The sequence below is a fragment of the Winogradskyella sp. PG-2 genome (genome assembly GCF_000828715.1).
GTDB lineage: Bacteria > Bacteroidota > Bacteroidia > Flavobacteriales > Flavobacteriaceae > Winogradskyella.
Map to the genome: position 1 here is coordinate 2,389,600 of NZ_AP014583.1, position 16,648 is coordinate 2,406,247.

The 16,648-nt window shown below is 31.3% G+C and carries 18 protein-coding genes; all 18 read right to left on the reverse strand.

Translation table 11 applies throughout. The annotated features are described in order from the left end of the window. Window positions 1–7: 7 nt before the first annotated feature. Window positions 8–307, reverse strand: a complete 300-nt coding sequence (locus WPG_RS10615) for a type II toxin-antitoxin system RelE/ParE family toxin (protein WP_045472323.1) — start codon at window positions 305–307, stop codon at window positions 8–10. Next, a complete protein-coding gene (locus WPG_RS10620) occupies window positions 300–551 on the reverse strand; it encodes a type II toxin-antitoxin system ParD family antitoxin (RefSeq protein WP_045472327.1) in 252 nt (83 codons plus the stop codon). Before WPG_RS10620 ends, WPG_RS10615 begins: the two co-directional genes overlap by 8 nt. A gap of 431 nt (window positions 552–982) precedes the next feature. Next, a complete protein-coding gene (locus WPG_RS10625; RefSeq protein WP_231850170.1) occupies window positions 983–1,822 on the reverse strand; it encodes an alpha/beta hydrolase in 840 nt (279 codons plus the stop codon). Between the two features lie 34 nt (window positions 1,823–1,856). After that, window positions 1,857–2,420 carry a helix-turn-helix domain-containing protein gene (locus WPG_RS10630; protein ID WP_045472329.1) on the reverse strand — a complete coding sequence of 188 codons (564 nt, stop codon included), beginning with the start codon at window positions 2,418–2,420 and terminating at the stop codon, window positions 1,857–1,859. Between the two features lie 289 nt (window positions 2,421–2,709). Beyond that, on the reverse strand, window positions 2,710–3,768 hold the full coding sequence (locus WPG_RS10635) for a serine hydrolase domain-containing protein (RefSeq protein WP_045472332.1): 1,059 nt from the start codon (window positions 3,766–3,768) through the stop codon (window positions 2,710–2,712). 154 nt (window positions 3,769–3,922) lie between these two features. Next, a complete protein-coding gene (locus WPG_RS18615; protein ID WP_231850171.1) occupies window positions 3,923–4,657 on the reverse strand; it encodes a helix-turn-helix domain-containing protein in 735 nt (244 codons plus the stop codon). An 822-nt stretch (window positions 4,658–5,479) separates the two neighbouring features. Beyond that, window positions 5,480–6,001, reverse strand: coding sequence for a hypothetical protein (locus WPG_RS10645; protein WP_045472336.1), 522 nt, complete (start codon window positions 5,999–6,001; stop codon window positions 5,480–5,482). Window positions 6,002–6,033: 32 nt separating this feature from the next. Next, window positions 6,034–6,270, reverse strand: coding sequence for a hypothetical protein (locus tag WPG_RS18620; RefSeq protein ID WP_231850172.1), 237 nt, complete (start codon window positions 6,268–6,270; stop codon window positions 6,034–6,036). A gap of 606 nt (window positions 6,271–6,876) precedes the next feature. After that, window positions 6,877–7,884 (reverse strand): DUF4421 family protein, encoded by a 1,008-nt coding sequence (locus WPG_RS10655; protein ID WP_045472342.1) that lies wholly within the window; start codon window positions 7,882–7,884, stop codon window positions 6,877–6,879. A 164-nt stretch (window positions 7,885–8,048) separates the two neighbouring features. Next, window positions 8,049–8,561, reverse strand: a complete 513-nt coding sequence (locus tag WPG_RS10660; RefSeq protein ID WP_052471230.1) for a hypothetical protein — start codon at window positions 8,559–8,561, stop codon at window positions 8,049–8,051. A 158-nt stretch (window positions 8,562–8,719) separates the two neighbouring features. After that, window positions 8,720–9,952: a S41 family peptidase gene (locus WPG_RS10665; RefSeq protein WP_045472345.1), complete on the reverse strand. Its 1,233-nt coding sequence runs from the start codon at window positions 9,950–9,952 to the stop codon at window positions 8,720–8,722. Between the two features lie 167 nt (window positions 9,953–10,119). After that, window positions 10,120–10,770: a hypothetical protein gene (locus WPG_RS10670; protein WP_045472348.1), complete on the reverse strand. Its 651-nt coding sequence runs from the start codon at window positions 10,768–10,770 to the stop codon at window positions 10,120–10,122. Between the two features lie 215 nt (window positions 10,771–10,985). Further along, window positions 10,986–11,495 (reverse strand): YybH family protein, encoded by a 510-nt coding sequence (locus tag WPG_RS17475; RefSeq protein WP_052471231.1) that lies wholly within the window; start codon window positions 11,493–11,495, stop codon window positions 10,986–10,988. Window positions 11,496–12,437: 942 nt separating this feature from the next. Beyond that, window positions 12,438–12,809: a hypothetical protein gene (locus tag WPG_RS10690; RefSeq protein WP_045472356.1), complete on the reverse strand. Its 372-nt coding sequence runs from the start codon at window positions 12,807–12,809 to the stop codon at window positions 12,438–12,440. Beyond that, entirely contained in the window at window positions 12,809–12,994 is a 186-nt protein-coding gene (locus WPG_RS10695; protein WP_045472359.1) for a hypothetical protein, read from the reverse strand. The genes WPG_RS10690 and WPG_RS10695 overlap by 1 nt, the downstream gene beginning before the upstream one ends. A 456-nt stretch (window positions 12,995–13,450) precedes the next feature. Next, window positions 13,451–14,347 carry a DUF6624 domain-containing protein gene (locus tag WPG_RS10700; protein ID WP_045472363.1) on the reverse strand — a complete coding sequence of 299 codons (897 nt, stop codon included), beginning with the start codon at window positions 14,345–14,347 and terminating at the stop codon, window positions 13,451–13,453. Between the two features lie 1,005 nt (window positions 14,348–15,352). Further along, window positions 15,353–15,949 (reverse strand): mobile mystery protein B, encoded by a 597-nt coding sequence (locus WPG_RS10705; RefSeq protein WP_045472366.1) that lies wholly within the window; start codon window positions 15,947–15,949, stop codon window positions 15,353–15,355. Next, entirely contained in the window at window positions 15,940–16,401 is a 462-nt protein-coding gene (locus WPG_RS10710; protein ID WP_045472369.1) for a mobile mystery protein A, read from the reverse strand. Before WPG_RS10710 ends, WPG_RS10705 begins: the two co-directional genes overlap by 10 nt. Window positions 16,402–16,648: the final 247 nt, after the last annotated feature.

Below are 16,648 nucleotides of genomic sequence, written 5' to 3' on the forward strand. Positions count from 1 at the left end.
CAGTTTTTTATTCAGCTATTCTTTTTTTTAAATCCATTCTTTCGTGTAATATTCTCGTAATCTCAACATAATCTTCGTTTAAAGTTCTGTAGAATATTATATGACGATTTGATTTTATTCCTAAAAGTTGCTTTGAAATTCCTTCATAATTCTTTCCAAAATCTGGATTTTCAGCAATTTCCTCACAATTTGAGATTAGTCCATCGTAATATTTATCGGCTTGTTTTTCCGACCAAACCTCAAATGTATATTCCCAAATTTTTGATAAATCCGCAACAGCTTTGTTCGTCAGTTTATATTTAGCCATTCGAGTGCTTTTTCGCTTTTAGAGATTCAAGATGCTTTTTCGGGTCAAAATCGTCCGCTATTCCGCTGTCTATTCCTTCTTGAATTGCTTTTTTCAATGCAATTACTTTACTTTCTTCTTCTTCTAAAAGCCTTAATCCTGCTCGTATAACTTCGCTAACGTTTTTAAATCTTCCTTCACTAATACTACTTTGTACGAATTGGTCAAAATAATTTCCGAGTGATATTGATGTGTTTTTGTTCATTTTGATTCTATTTATATCAAATGTACCAAAAATTGGTATTTTTGCAAAATTTTTCTCAAATTGCGTAGAACGCCCACTGTGTATGGCGTAGTGAGGCGCGCCTCACGGAAAGCTATTGTTGCGCCTGATTAGCTATACACGCTGTTGTGTGTAGTATCGTTCGGAGTTCTCGTAGACTCGACTAAATATACATAAAATTAGCGAGGTGCGACAAACAGTGGGCGTTGGTATGTAATTAGTAGAAGGGCAGCGTTTGGAAAACGCGATTCTACGTGCCGTAGGCAATTACATACCAACGGAATTGTGTATGATCTCGTTGCGGTGTTTTAGCGTGGAAGATAGCAAATATATCACAGATAGAAAGTCCGCTAGGACTTTCGCAAGCAGGTACTAACTAGCAATGAATTATACACGGTGTTGTGAGCTGTGCTTTATTTTAATATTCTACTCGTTACTTCAATAAATTCTATTTCCCAAAATTTGTCGTTATGTTTACCTTCAAATTCTTTCACTTCTATATTTGAATTTGATTCCTTGTATTTAGATTTTAAAAATTCCACATCTCCTTCCAGAAAAAATTCTTCACTTGCATATCTGTAATATAAATTTGGATATTGAGTTCCTATATTCCAACTTGTATTTGATTGAATGTCTCCTGCAAATGGCGAAAAACAAAGATAAGTCCCAATTAATTCAGGTTTGATATTTAATAAACTCAATCCAAATCCAGCACCATTAGATGCACCATAAAAATACCTGTCATTCCGAGTTGTTGATTGTTCAAGCTCTTTTTCGACATATGGAATCAATTCTTTACTGAAATAATTCAAGTGATTTTTAAAAGTATCTTCTAAATGTGGGTATTTGTTATCTTCTGGAAACTCTTGGTTGACATATTCGAAATATCTATAAGCCAGATTATGTTTTTTTCCATTGCCAATTGTCATACTTGTACTATCTGCAATCTTTCTATTTGCAAAACTTGCTACTAAAATTAAAGGTTTAATTATTTTATTGTTAATTAAGGAATCTAATAATGTTTTTTTATCCGTCAAATTACTATTTCCATCAGTAGCATAAATAATAGGATACTGTTTTTCTTTATTGAAGCCTTTTGGTAAATAAACATTGTACTTTCTGTATTCGCTTAAATTTTTGCTGTAAAGTGAATCAGTTAAAAATTCAGATTTTTCTAGTGTTTTTGTTTTATTAGATTGACACGATATTATCAAAATTCCTAAAAAACCAAAGAAAATTATTTGAGATTTCAATTTGATTCGAGTTTTATGCATATTGCTCATTATACTATTTTATTATTCTTATTAAATTTGGATACATTGCTTTTGGTTCCTCTTTTTTTGTTCGTAGAGCAAATACAATTGGTAAAATAATATTTAGAAGATAAAGTCCTATAAATAAATAGAATAAGAAGTCGTGCTTTCCATAGTGCATAATTTTAAAAAACCCATAGGCAGTTATAGATAGAAAAGCAAAAACTGACCAAATTATTTGAAAGTTTAAAAGGTTAACTCCAATTTCCTTAAGTCCAATGATTTTATCTTTTTTGGTCATCCATAAAATCAGTGGTAGAATAATATTTCCGACAGGGATTACTAAAAATATTATAACAGATAGATGAAATATAGCTAGGTAACTTTGGTCTGTTTTTTTTCCGTAATCCAAAATATCTTCTGCATTAATATCAAGAACATCGCAAATTAAATTCAGAGTTTTTCCGCGAGGTTCACTTTCGTTATTCTCAATCCGTTGAATAGTCCTTAAATTTACTTTAGCAGATTCAGCTAGTTCTTCTTGTGAAAGACCTTTTTTCTTTCTTAACTCTTTTATTTTTTTTCCGATTTCATTCATAATTAATTTATTTTAATATTTCTACAAAAGTATTTATGAATCTACCATTCTGGTAACGGTTTGTTTGCGACATTTCTACGACATTTTTGTCAATCAGTTGATTTTATAAGGATTTTGTGCATTGCTCACAACGGAATTGTGTATGGTTAGTTGCGAGTTTAAGCAACTAATTTAGTAAACAAATACGAACCCGAGAAAATTCCGCAGGAATTTTCCAAATAAGCACTTGCCAAAGCAATTAATTATACACGGTGTTACCTTCAGGCTTTTCTATTCAGTTCCTAATAAATTATTTCAATATTTTTTCATAAATTTCATTCAATAAATTCTCTCTCATTTTTGAATTTCTTTGATTTATGAAGATTATAATACCCCAGTTTTCAATTCTATTGTAACAAATAAAAGAAGATTGACCCAAAGAATCACCCGATTTTAAAAAAAATGTATTTTTATCATCAGTTATTATGTTTAAACCCATTCCCATTTTTCTATTTTTATCGGTGTAAAATATTTGCTCAGTTAAAATTGCAGCCTTTGATATTGGGTTATCTTTATTTAAAATTGCTTTCAAAAATGTTATCATATCAGAAGCATTAGATTTTACCAATCCAGCAGGTGCTGTTATATTCCAATTAAAAAACTCTTGAATTTCTCCATTTGGATTATACCCTGTAGTTTTATTCTTCACATTAAACTCTTTAGTTAATGTATTGGTCATTTGTAACGGATCTAAAATTTTTTCTTTTATAATTTCATCATAACTCTTTCCATAGACGTTTTCTAATATTTGCCCAAGCATTATATATCCTATAGTAGAATATCGATATTGTCCATAATCGATTAAACTATTACAGTTATTAATTATTTCTGTTAATGTATCCATCGTAACACTACTAACAGGTTGCTGTGGATTTAACGCGATTAATTTTCCAAAATCTAAATCTGGCAATCCAGATTGATGTGAAGTTAAATCAGTTATTTTAATTTTTTCTCGAAGATTGATTTGTAAATTATATCCTTCTGGAAGGTAATCTTCAATAAATGCATCTGGTTTTATTTTATTTTCAAAAATAGCTTGTGCAATTAAATTTGAAGTTAAAATTTTAGTTATTGATACAATTTCAAATATTGAATTTTTATTAATTTTTATTTGACTCTCTTTATCCAAATTACCATAAGAAGTATAATATTCTTCATTATTTTTAATAAAACCAATACTAATTCCAACCTCTGGATTATTTAGATAGTTATTTTTTACTAGTGAATCAATCTTTTGAGAGATTTCTTGTCCAAAAGAAAAGCTACTTATTAATATAAGTAGTATTAAATTTTTTATTGAATCTTTCATTGTATCTTGTTTTAAGTTAATAATTATTTTCGATACAAATATGTGGAAGAAAATATCCTTAAGCGACCGAATGAAAATACTCGAACGCATTTACTTTAAAAAAATAAGTATGAGTACTTTAATGATCTAGTACGAGTAATCACAAATCACTGATTTATATGATTTTACGATATTCGGTAGGTGTGGTGTTAGTGTGTTTTTTAAAAGCTGTATTAAAAGAAGATTTAGAATTAAATCCAACTTCATACAGAATTTCAAGAATTGTTACTTTACTTTTTGAAGGGTCTTTTAGAATATTCTTAGCTTTTTCAATACGATAAGTATTTATAAAATCATAAAAATGTTGATTTAGTTTATGATTAATCAAAAGAGATAATTCTCTAACTGGGATTTCGATTTCTTTGGAAATATCTTGAATTGTTAAAGAAGGATTAAGAAATGGTTCATCTATAACCATATAAGCTTTTAATTTCGATAAAACCTTGGCATATTCATTCTGGTCAAATTGATCATTCTGTTTTTCTTCAGAAACTATTTCATTTACAAGCTTCAGTTTTGAATCAATTGCACGAAAAAGATTTGGATTGTTAAGTGCTTTAAACAAATACCAACTTATAATAAACAGTTCAAATATGAAAAGTCCTATCATTAACCATTCAGAAATATTTGTATAAATAGAAAATTTAAATATATTTTTTAAAAAAGCTATAAAATAGAAAAATGTAAGTGCCAAAGTAAATTGAAACAACCAATTAAGTGATTTAATACTTGCTCCTGCATAATTTTCGAGGTATATTTTCTTTGCTTTTTTTAATGTTATAATGACAAGAATTATATAAAATACAATTTGAACATGAATGAATATATGATTAAACTGTATTTCTATCATACTACTACTATTTTCAAGAAAACTAATTTTTGAATTGAGATTAACTGAATAAAATCGAGGTAACAAAATTAAGTTTGCAATTAAAAAAGGAATTATATGGATTAAATGTTTGAGTTTTAGTTTGAAATCACAATAACAAATAGATAAGACGTATAAATAAAAAGTTGGAAGTTGTAAAAAGATAAATAAGTTTCTAAACATTCCGATATTTGAAGGATTCTGATTTAATAAGTAGAATAAACTTCCGCTAATATCAATTGTAGTTAAAACTAAAAAAAAGCAAAAAGACGATTACTTAATTTATGCTTTGTTTTTACCGTAAACAAAAATAATGACAGAATTAATGAAATGAATATTGTAATTACTGCAACAGTAATTAATAAATTTACTTTATCCATTATTTATCTTTTTATTTTTCATAATCTCTTTTTGGAAAGTTGGTTTTTCAGCTTGCAGGTAACGCCCACTGTGTATGGCGTAGTGAGGCGCGCCTCACGGAAAGCTATTGTTGCGCCTGATTAGCTATACACGCTGTTGTGTGTAGTATCGTTCGGAGTTCTCGTAGACTCGACTAAATATACATAAAATTAGCGAGGTGCGACAAACAGTGGGCGTTGGTATGTAATTAGTAGAAGGGCAGCGTTTGGAAAACGCGATTCTACGTGCCGCAGGCAATTACATACCAACGGTCTTGGCTATGGTTTCGTTACGGAATGGTACGCGAGTATCATTCCGCCGTAACCATAAATTTAGCAAAAAGGCTTGAAATTCCGATTAGGGATTTCAGCCGTAATGAACTATAGCCGTTGTTGTGCATAGTTTTTATTTTGATATTAATAAATAATGGGTGATAATTCCTGCAATAAAAGTTCCAATAGCTATTAACCATCTAAATCTTATATCCCAATTATTCAATCTTAAGTTATCTCGTGTTAAATTTTGGATTTGCTTTTCTAATTCAATTTTTGAGTTCTGATATTCTAAATTTTCAGCGGTTAGTAAATCAATCTTATCCTTAATATTTTCTCTTTCTGTTTGCTTTTCAATCTTTGCTTGTTCCAGTTTTAAATTATTTTCTAAAACTTTTAACCAACCACCATTTTCAATAACCTCAAATCCTTTTTTAGTTAATTGGCATATGTCTCCACCATCCGAAGGGTAGGTTATTAATCCATAATCGTAATGCATATAATTAACCAAACTTTTTGAATCAATTTCTGAATATTCGTCTTCAAGTCTTTTGCCATCTTCTTTAATAAAGTTGTAATAACTTACCCAATTATTTTCTTTTTTGATGTGTTTAAGATTTATATCAGTTAGGATATCAAATCGATTATGTTTCATTTCAGTTTTAAGATTTTAGATTCGCAAAGAATTTATTCCTCCACAACTCCGATAAATATTAAATATTCAATTTCGGTATCATAGATTTCGGTCAATTCGTCTTTTGTTAGGTCAACTTTTTCCTCATTCAGAGCATATTCCACCATTTCGTTAATATCCATTTCTGCATTCGATTCCGAGTCGCTTTCTGGATTAGGGTTTTCGGAAATCAGTCCGATTTTATTCATATAGTTTTCTTCTGCAATTAGAGCACTACGAATCAAATTCAAGTCCGATTTTTTCTTATTCAACTTCAATGCAATGAAACAAGTCGCTTCGACCAAATCATATATTTGTTTTCCAGCGTTATTTTCATTCACAGTGCAAAACGGTTCGCTTTTACAACCGAAAAAAGAGAGTAAAGTCAAGATAAATATTTTTTTCACGTTTCTGATTGGTTAAATTATGCACAACGCCCACTGTGTATGGCGTAGTGAGGCGCGCCTCACGGAAAGCTATTGTTGCGCCTGATTAGCTATACACGCTGTTGTGTGTAGTATCGTTCGGAGTTCTCGTAGACTCGACTAAATATACATAAAATTAGCGAGGTGCGACAAACAGTGGGCGTTGGTATGTAATTAGTAGAAGGGCAGCGTTTGGAAAACGCGATTCTACGTGCCGTAGGCAATTACATACCAACGGCTCCGTATATGAAAAGTAGCGTTGAAAATAAGCAATAACTTTTCGGATTAGCATAAGCCGAATTTTTAAATTATACTATTTATTTTTGGGAAATCGTCAAATTTAAAAATTTGGCGACTTTCCAAAAATACCCAAGCCTTAGTATTAGCAACTACTTGCGCTATTTTTTTATATGCATTGTTAGCATTTGTTACTTATAATCCAACTTTATTATTTATCCAGTCAAATGAATTTTTTACAAATTTAGGTGCATCAAATCGATAGCCAAAATAGATTTTAGCAAAGGTTTTATCGTTATTTATAACACTTTGAGCGTCTTCATCATACCAATTGCTATCAAAATTTATGTTTGCTCCAAATATATAGCGTGTAGAACTATATCCCAATTGCAACCCTCCACTTAATCCCAAAGGGTAATAAGTGTTATGTTCAGCTATATTCTCTCCTTCAATTTCTTCTTTGGCAAAACGAATTCCGAATGAGGGGGATAAAAATGGGGTGACAAACCAGTTTTTGTCAATAACAAATGAGAAATAGTAGTCTGGTGAAACTCGAATTTCGTAGCTATTTTCAAAAATTTTGGTAGAGTCAATCTTTACTGATATATAATTATATCTATAGCGTAAAGTAGGAATTAAACTCCCGGCACTTTTAAGCTGCCATTCGGTATTATATAAAACATTTCTCAATGAAAATTTATTATTAAGAACGTAAGAAGTAGCCCCTTCCCAACGCGTTACTTTAATATCAGGAAATTGGACGTAGGAGTCTTGTCCTTCTATCCAATCTTCTACAAAGTCTGAAGTATTTTCAATATAGAAACCTTGAACCCTGCTATAGCCTATTTCCTGCGTCCATTTCTTCAGAAAAAAGCGGAACCTGTAATCAGTGAATGATGATTTACCTTTTAACTCATCATCATTATTTCCTGGCAAAAATTTAGGTGAAAACTCATAGCTAAAGCCTAAAAATTGATATTCAAGAGATAATGAAAGACGGTACTCATTGTTGGTAAGCAAATTAAAATCGCTTTCATTTGTTTGAGTCGTGTTAAACGATTCTGATTTTGTATCGATACTTGCCTCAATAATTATCTTATCAGCAAAAGAAATAATTGGAATAGAATCTTTTTGATTATAATCTTGACCGCTTAAATTGAAAGTGGCAAATAGAAAGAGTAATAAAGATGCAATTTTTTTCATTGTTATATTTTGTTCATAATGAATGCTAACGGTCTCGTATAACCGTCAGTTACGGGTTTTAAATTACTGTTTTTCGATTAAGTACTAACGCCCGCAATTCCGAGTGGATTCGGACGTAGTCGAATCCGCCGTAATTGCCGTTATACATTGTTAGCAAAAGGTTTTTATTCGCCATTTAAAAAGTCTGTCACAATATTGTTTTTATCAGATTCCATTTCACAAATCCAACTGTCAATAAACCATCTTCCATTTTCGTAATGAAGTTGAATGCTATTCAGTCCTCTAATATTAGATTCCGTATTTGGGGCAGTTCGTATTTCAAATGCACTCCAAACTTGGGCAATATTTCCATATTTGCTTACTGTTCTTTTAAGTTCCTTTTCGTAAAAATCCTCTTTCGGTGATAATCCGATTGGTATATATTCCGCCTCAAGAGTATGTGATTCCGCTTTTCCATTTTCGTTCAGTCTCGTGATTACAGCAGTTTCTGAATGAATAAATTTATCTCTTTCGAATTCCCAAGGGTCACTACTCGAACCTGAAACAACATCATAATATGCATTAATTATTGCATCTATTGATTGAACATCTTTTGCGTATTTTACTTTGTTCGTTTGTCCAAAAATTGAGTTACAAGTAAAAATTATACTTAATGATGTTAGAATTATTTTGTTCATTTCGGTCGATTTTAAATTTTTGCTAACGGTTTAGACTATGATTTCGTTGTGGAATCATCCGCAGGATTATTCCGCTGAGAAATCAGCCGTTGATTAACACTTTTATTTTGGTGTGGCACAAAACCACAATGAATTATAGCCATTGTTCTACGCAGTTTTTATTTCGTCATTTTATTAATAAGTTCAATTCCTTTTTCAAGGGTTTCATCCTTTTTAGTTGTTGTTTGTTTCACATAATTAGTGGGTACATACTTTTCTCTTGGTGTTCCATTAATATGAAAAAGTTTAGCTGTTGAAAGGCGAAAACCAAAACTTTGATGTTTAAATGAAAACCCATACATTTCTCCTGCTAAACGCTCCATTTCCGTGCCTACGACTTGTCCTCTTTCCATTCCCTCAAAACCAATTGCAAGTCCTTCTCCCATACTACCTGTCCATCTGCCAACTAAAATCAGGACTGGATTTTTGTATTGCTCTTTTCTTGGGCTTACGTATTCAATCCAACTTCTTTCAACATCTGGGTTTCCTTCTGATTTTGCCATAAAAGAATGTCTTTGATATGGTTTGGGTTGATTAATAAACCGACTCATTATACCACGTGCCTCATATGAATCGCCACCATTTACAGTATTTCTTAAATCAATAATTAACCCTTTAGTATTGAATAGACTATCGAGTGCATTATCAAATTCATTGATAATTTCGTCTTTCCCAAGTGAATTATTTATCCGGATAATACCAATATTATCTATTTCATCAACTGTTAAAAGATTTTCTTCTTCTCTAATTTCTAATTTGTCTAAATCAAAATCAATTATGCTCTTGTTTTTTAATTTTAATTTTAAAACTCTTGGTTGATTGTAACGACCTGCTAATATTTTATTAGAAATCCACTCTTTGACATTTATAGCTTTTTTGTCATTACAATGAGTTGGGAATTGTTCTATAGCTTTATCAAAATCAATTTCATTTATCATTAGTAATTCAGCACCAATTATGTCATATTTGAGGTTTTTTATTTGTGTTTGCCAAACATTTGAAACAATGATTTTATCCTCTTCTGCCGTTACATAAACTGGTGAAGAAAGACGAAAAGAAGAATTATACGCTGTGTTTAAATGGACGTGACTATCATAAAACTCATCTAGTAGATATTCAAAAAAAAGCACAATTTCTTCTTCTGATTTTATATTAGGAATTAATGCTTCGTAATATTCTCTGATACAGTTTAGATCTACGTTTTTTTCTTGTAGATAAACGTAATTATATGAAATGCTATTTAAGATTCCATTTAAGTCTTCCTCTATTTTAACAGGGTCAATATTACTTTCTTGAGATTGGGTGCAAGAAAAATTGAAAAGAAGAATTAACAATAAAGTTATTTGTCTCATAATTTTTTCGAAGGTTGTTTTTAAATTGCGTAGAACGGTCTTGTGTAATGTTTGTGCGGCTTAAAATCCGAAGGATTTTCCGCCAGTTACAATTTTGTTAAGTTGTTGTTGTTTTCAATTCTTGTTTAAATATAGCATGAATTTTACACGGTGTTGTAAGTAGTTTTTTACCTTTTCTTCTTAACAGCTTTCCAATATAAATCATAAAATTCATTATTAGAAGTTAAATTCTTAATTCCATTAGAAAAATATTCAATTATTGATTTTTTTAAGACTTGATTATCATCACTTAAACAATCTTTCCCGCTTGAGTCAAGAACAATTATAGATGCATAAATACCATGATTACTTCCTTTAACTTGTTTGTGATAACGATTACTTTTCACTTGGTTCCCATCACCTTTACTGTTCTCAAAACCTGTTGCATAAACAGTGTAAAGATTATCATTATTAAATAGTTTGACATTTTTCCAAATTAAAACCGGATGTTCCTCTCTTTTTACTCTAAACTTTTCACTCCATAATCCAAACTTTTCATACATAACCTTTTTAGTGTAAAATGATGAGTATGTAGCGTTGAATCTTAACTCTTTAGCAAATGATGAATTTTTATCTTTAATTAAATTTGAAGAATTAATTTCAAAATCTTTAAACCCATTTATATGTATGAAGGGATATTTTAAAGTTTGATCGTGAGTTTTTACTACTTGAGGGGTTACAATGTGATATTTCTGGTTCGTTTTTTGTTTTCCTACTGTAATTTTTTTAGTTGAACAACTAACAATAATTAACAGAGAAAATAGATAGATTTTTTTCATATTTTTTTAAAAACTAAAGGGTTTTTTAAATTACTTACAACGGAATTGTGTATGGCTCGTTGCGGGAAATCAGCTATGATTTTCCGCCGTAACCGAAAGATAGCAAATTGCAATGAATTCCGATTAGGAATTCAGCCGCAATGAGCTATACACGTTGTTGGTGGTTCGTTTTTCCTCTCTGGATTTTAAATAATTTAGTTTTGATTTATGCAAAATTAACGATATTCAGAACTTACTACATTTGATGGATGAATATGCACTATTTTCCATGTATCATTGTTTTCCCCAAGAACAATAGTTCTCCTTGAAAGTGATTTACCATTTTCTAAATGAAAAGTTACTATTGCTGCTTCTTTAAGTATTGTAATTTTTAAATCTTTAGGTTCGAGTTTCATAAAAGGTGGTTGTTTTCCACTTTCACGTATGCTATTTATAACCTGTTTCATTTGAGGGTCAAGCCCATTCATTCGCCTATAATTAACATTATCAATAGGTCCTAATGAATCATTTGACATTATAGCTCTAGGAAAAATATAGGCGTCATTAGTCATTAAAGCTTCCATTGTTTCAAAATCTCCATTTTCAAAAGCACGAAGAAATTTATTTAGTGTATTCACTACTTCTTTTTCCTCATCTATGTCTTGTTGAGTTGAATTACAAGAAGTTTGAGAGATACTTATTGTAAACAATGCACTTATTAGTATCAATATTTGAATTTTATTCATAATTCTACTGTTCAAATGACTTTTGAGTTTTATTATCTGTTTCGTTTTTTTAAATGACCACCAACGGTTTTGTGTATGGCTCGTTGCGGAAAATCAGCTATGATTTTCCGCCGTAACCGAAAGATAGCAAATTGCAATGAATTCCGATTAGGAATTCAGCCGCAATGAGCTATACACGTTGTTGTAGCACGTTTTTATTTTATAATTTATTTAGTTTCCTATGGTAATAAAATCCAATTAGGCTGACTATAACTTGAGATGGAATAAATACTTTCCATAAAAATTTATCCATCAGATTCAGTTGAGTTCCAATTAGGCTTATAATTCCAATTATCGCTACAGAAGAAAAGAAAGTTATTCCAATTTTCTGCGGATATTTCAAAGACAGAAATTGAGTCAGATTACTTATTAAGTAGATAGGAATGTAAAATATTCCTCCAATGACAAGTAAGACAAAACCCTTTCCCCAAAATCCGCTATTAAAGAGCATTTCTATTGTACCAAACATAATGAAAGTCAAATATCCAACTACTATACTCAATAAATAAACTCTTTTAATTTTCATTTAGACTTTTCAAATATTTTCTAAACTTCAACATTTTTATTCCTGGAAAAACCATAAATACAATTCCGAAAACACATCCAAATAGACTAATTGTTTGTGGTGTTGGTCTTTTACTTCCTAATTTGTGGAACAAAATAGACACTATAAAAACTACAATTCCAATTATAAATGGCGTTAATAAATTCCGCCAAGATTTTTTAATATTTTCTTCTGTCATTTCAGTTTTCTCAAATGTGCTACAACGTGTTTGTATATGGTTTGTTGCGTTGTTTAGAACGTAATTTAGCAAATAAAAACCGAATAGAAAATCCGCGAGGATTTTCGTAAGTAGGCTAGAACTAGCAATAAATTATATACGGTGTTGGCAATAGTATTTTTTATTCAGTTAGATTTTCTGTTATAGATTTCAGCGTTTCAATTTTCGGCATTTCTATAATTTCAGATTCTCCGTCTATTGAGTAAAATTCCAATTCAGTCGGCATTTGGTCAGTTCCGAATACAGATATTCCAATCAATTCTCCGTTTTTACTTTTTCCAGCGTAATCTATTATTAAATTTCCTTTTTGAATTTCCGAGTCAAATGTTTTTCCAAATATGATAGTCGGACAATTTCCGCAACCACATCTCGCAATAACTTTCAGGTTTCCGATTAAATTAGTCCATTCCGATTTTTCTTTTCCAAACAGATAAGTCAGAAATTCAATTTCGGATTCTGTTAATTCTCTTTTATCTGGAATACTGTATTTCATTAATCTTCTGTCTCTTTATTTTTGCTTAAACTTTTAAATAATTTCAAGGCATAAAGAACAGCAATTAAAGACATAATTCCGAAAATCCAATATTCTCCTTTTGAATAATAGTTTAATCCGCCAATAATTCCGAAAGCAGTCCACAAAAGATTTGTCAGAATTTCACTTTTAAGTAATTTGTTCATTTTTAAGCGTTCAGTTTATATTATTGCCAACGCCCACTGTGTATGGCGTAGTGAGGCGCGCCTCACGGAAAGCCATTGTTGCGCCTGATTAGCTATACACGCTGTTGTGTGTAGTATCGTTCGGAGTTCTCGTAGACTCGACTAAATATACATAAAATTGGCGAGGTGCGACAAACAGTGGGCGTTGGTATGTAATTAGTAGAAGGGCAGCGTTTGGAAAACGCGATTCTACGTGCCGCAGGCAATTACATACCAACGGTCACGTATATGAAACGTAGCATGTAAATAGACGCTTACTTTTCGGATTATACACAAGCCAAATTTTTATGTTTTGTTTTTATCTTTTTATTCTAAAAGCCAAATTTAAAAATTTGGCGGTCTTGGCAAACACACATAAACCTTTCGGAAAGCCTATATTAGCTATGTTTTATATACATTGTTGTGCCTCGTACTTCCTCATAGATTTTTAAGCATATACTTTTTATACATACCAATTGGCATCATTCCAATTTTCATTCTTCGCTTATCCAAATCCTCAACATTTTCCGTATCTGCTAATTCTACCGTTTTATTTACTGGGTCAACATTTGAAAATTGAGTTCCGTAAAATTGCTTTTCTCCACTATTAATTTTAATTCTGTCATATAAATAAGCATACTTTTGACCTTCTAAATCTCCGTTTTCTACTGTTCTTTCTATATTTGGCAGTTGAGATTTCTGCCATTCTTTATCTCCATCACTATGCTGAATAATAAAAAACACTCCTTGAATAGCATCTTTTCCAACTAATTTTTTGGTAGGAAAACCAAACTCTCCAATAATTTCTTTAAGTCTATTTCTATTTCGTTCATCAACTTCAACTCCACCATCTTTGGTAATCTCTGTTGTGTCAATGTTATATTTATCAATAATGTTTTGCATTAGATTATTTCTAACAGCTTGGTCATCTACATACATTTTAATTAGTTCATTTTGCAAATTTTCGTTCTCTACTTTTTCTTTTGGAATACTATTGCAAATTTCAAAATTTGATAGAAATTCGGATGCGCAAATTTCTCTCAACATATTTTCATTTTGGGTACTTAATATTTGAATTATTTCGTCATTCTTACCAATTTTATTTTTTGATTTAAGACCTGTTAAAAGATATTTTCTGTCAATTTTATCAGTAATATTCCTCAATGAATCGAATTGTAAATTTGCAATTTCATAATTCTCTTCCATTGAATTTTCTATCATCCGCCAACCTAATTTCCAGGTTTCAATCTCGGATATTTGAGAGTTTTCTTTTTGTTTACAAGAGATTATTACACTAATTCCTAAAATTAAAATTATAGTTTTTCCTTTGTTCATTGGTTTTTTTAGTATGAGGCACAACGCCCACTGTGTATGGCGTAGTGAGGCGCGCCTCACGGAAAGCCATTGTTGCGCCTGATTAGCTATACACGCTGTTGTGTGTAGTATCGTTCGGAGTTCTCGTAGACTCGACTAAATATACATAAAATTGGCGAGGTGCTACAAACAGTGGGCGTTGGTATGTAATTAGTAGAAGGGCAGCGTTTGGAAAACGCGATTCTACGTGCCGCAGGCAATTACATACCAACGGTCTTGTGTATGAAACGTAGCGTTGCCTAAAATTAGTATATTATGGTTAAACAATGAGCCGAGTTTTTATATTTTGTGCTTGTTTATCACGTTTTATGCTTAAAAATCTAAAAAATTGGCGGTAAAAGCAAGTAAACACATACCTTATGATAAGCCAAAACTAGCTATGTTTTATACATGGTGTTGTGCGGTCGTTATTTCTTATTCAGCCTGATTTATCCGTTAGTCTTTATCCGTCGTCCTGATCCGTTTTACCTCAAACCTGAACCTAATCTTTGCGAAAATCCGTGCGCTCTGTACCAGATTTATCCATCAAAAAATGCGATTCGTTTTAGTGATTAGTATCTGTTTTATTTTGAGTGATCGCGAGTGCATTTTAATGACGCACAACGCCCACTGTGTATGGCGTAGTGAGGCGCGCCTCACGGAAAGCCATTGTTGCGCCTGATTAGCTATACACGCTGTTGTGTGTAGTATCGTTCGGAGTTCTCGTAGACTCGACTAAATATACATAAAATTGGCGAGGTGCGACAAACAGTGGGCGTTGGTATGTAATTAGTAGAAGGGCAGCGTTTGGAAAACGCGATTCTACGTGCCGCAGGCAATTACATACCAACGGAATTGTGTATGGTTAGTTGCGTGGCTAAGCAACTAAATTAGTAAACAAATATGAACCTGAGAAAATTCCGAAGGAATTTTCCAAATAAGCACTTGCCAAAGCAATTAATTATACACGGTGTTGGCTTTAGTTTTTTAGTTTTCTGCAAATTTTATTAATGGTTTTATATTTCCATTGTCAGCTTCTCTTAATGCTATGATATACTCTTTTCTTGTTTCATCCGCTCTAACCATATTTGACTTGTGCCAGCTGAAAATTTCTTTTCCGAAAATAGATTCAATAATTATATCAGCCATCATTCTTGAGTGTCTACCATTTCCATTTGGAAAGCAGTGAATTGCTACGATTCTATGTTTAAATCTAATAGCAATTTCTTTAGGTTGATAAGTCTTATTTTCTAACCAATATTTAGTGTCATCAATTAGATTTTTCAGTTCTATTCCGATTTGAGTCCATTTTATTCCAATGTTTTTGTCAGTCTTTCTAAATTCACCTGCCCATTTCCAAACATCGCTGTACATTTTTTTGTGTAAATCTTTTATAAACTTTTCAGTCAATATTTTTTCAGGTTTTAAATTAGCACGAATAGTCCATTCTACAGCTTTTTCAATATTTAACTGTTCAAATTCATCGAGTTCTTTTTGCGTTGTTATTGATTTTATTTTTAGACCTTTTTTTTCGTCTTCATCTAAAGGTGTTTGGCCATCTGCGTATTTTAAATCTAATCCCATAATGACTTTCTCATTTCCCTTTTTATTTCATTAGCCAAGTCATTTATTGAATGATCAATTTTATCTTCACTGATTCCTTGGTCCTCTAATTTCATATTTTGATTTGTCCTTAAAACAATTTTTCGGGCCAGTTTTTCAGCCTTTAAGTTGATTAGACTTTCGATGGTCCCATCTTTAGGAATAAAACCATAGATAAATTTCATATTCAAGGCATTGCCAACATCCTTTAGTTTATTGATGGTTATCTGACCTGTAGCTTCACGTTCCTCAATTTTTTGAATAGCTCCTTTAGTCAAGTCAAGTTTGTTTCCTAATTGGTCTCTTGTCATATTAAGAGTAGTTCTAATAGTATTTACCCATCCTTTTTGTGGGACCAGGACCATTCCTGCATCTTTAAAATTAGTCAGTTTTTGGTCTAATTGTTCTATGAGTAGTTTTTTCTTGTTTCTCATTTGTTAATATTTTATACATATAAGTATGTAAATTAAAGCAAAAGTATACAAATATGTAGAAATAAAAAAATAAAAGAATACTTATATGTGTTCTTTTATACAAATAATCATACACTTATGTATGAATAAGTTTGTCTAAAAGGTTCTGATTTAAATTAAAGCCAACGGTCTCGGCTATGATTTCGTTGTGGACATTTCCGAGAGGAAACTGTCCGCCGAAACCTAACCTTGGCTTAAAGTTAAGAAT

Bases quoted from the DNA above. Each gene is read 5' to 3' on its own strand.
- WPG_RS10615 (WP_045472323.1), bottom strand. From the start codon at position 307: ATGGCTAAATATAAACTGACGAACAAAGCTGTTGCGGATTTATCAAAA.
- WPG_RS10620 (WP_045472327.1), bottom strand. From the start codon at position 551: ATGAACAAAAACACATCAATATCACTCGGAAATTATTTTGACCAATTC.
- WPG_RS10630 (WP_045472329.1), bottom strand. From the start codon at position 2,420: ATGAATGAAATCGGAAAAAAAATAAAAGAGTTAAGAAAGAAAAAAGGT.
- WPG_RS10635 (WP_045472332.1), bottom strand. From the start codon at position 3,768: ATGAAAGATTCAATAAAAAATTTAATACTACTTATATTAATAAGTAGC.
- WPG_RS18615 (WP_231850171.1), bottom strand. From the start codon at position 4,657: ATGATAGAAATACAGTTTAATCATATATTCATTCATGTTCAAATTGTA.
- WPG_RS10645 (WP_045472336.1), bottom strand. From the start codon at position 6,001: ATGAAACATAATCGATTTGATATCCTAACTGATATAAATCTTAAACAC.
- WPG_RS10655 (WP_045472342.1), bottom strand. From the start codon at position 7,884: ATGAAAAAAATTGCATCTTTATTACTCTTTCTATTTGCCACTTTCAAT.
- WPG_RS10660 (WP_052471230.1), bottom strand. From the start codon at position 8,561: ATGAACAAAATAATTCTAACATCATTAAGTATAATTTTTACTTGTAAC.
- WPG_RS10665 (WP_045472345.1), bottom strand. From the start codon at position 9,952: ATGAGACAAATAACTTTATTGTTAATTCTTCTTTTCAATTTTTCTTGC.
- WPG_RS10670 (WP_045472348.1), bottom strand. From the start codon at position 10,770: ATGAAAAAAATCTATCTATTTTCTCTGTTAATTATTGTTAGTTGTTCA.
- WPG_RS17475 (WP_052471231.1), bottom strand. From the start codon at position 11,495: ATGAATAAAATTCAAATATTGATACTAATAAGTGCATTGTTTACAATA.
- WPG_RS10690 (WP_045472356.1), bottom strand. From the start codon at position 12,809: ATGAAATACAGTATTCCAGATAAAAGAGAATTAACAGAATCCGAAATT.
- WPG_RS10695 (WP_045472359.1), bottom strand. From the start codon at position 12,994: ATGAACAAATTACTTAAAAGTGAAATTCTGACAAATCTTTTGTGGACT.
- WPG_RS10700 (WP_045472363.1), bottom strand. From the start codon at position 14,347: ATGAACAAAGGAAAAACTATAATTTTAATTTTAGGAATTAGTGTAATA.
- WPG_RS10705 (WP_045472366.1), bottom strand. From the start codon at position 15,949: ATGGGATTAGATTTAAAATACGCAGATGGCCAAACACCTTTAGATGAA.
- WPG_RS10710 (WP_045472369.1), bottom strand. From the start codon at position 16,401: ATGAGAAACAAGAAAAAACTACTCATAGAACAATTAGACCAAAAACTG.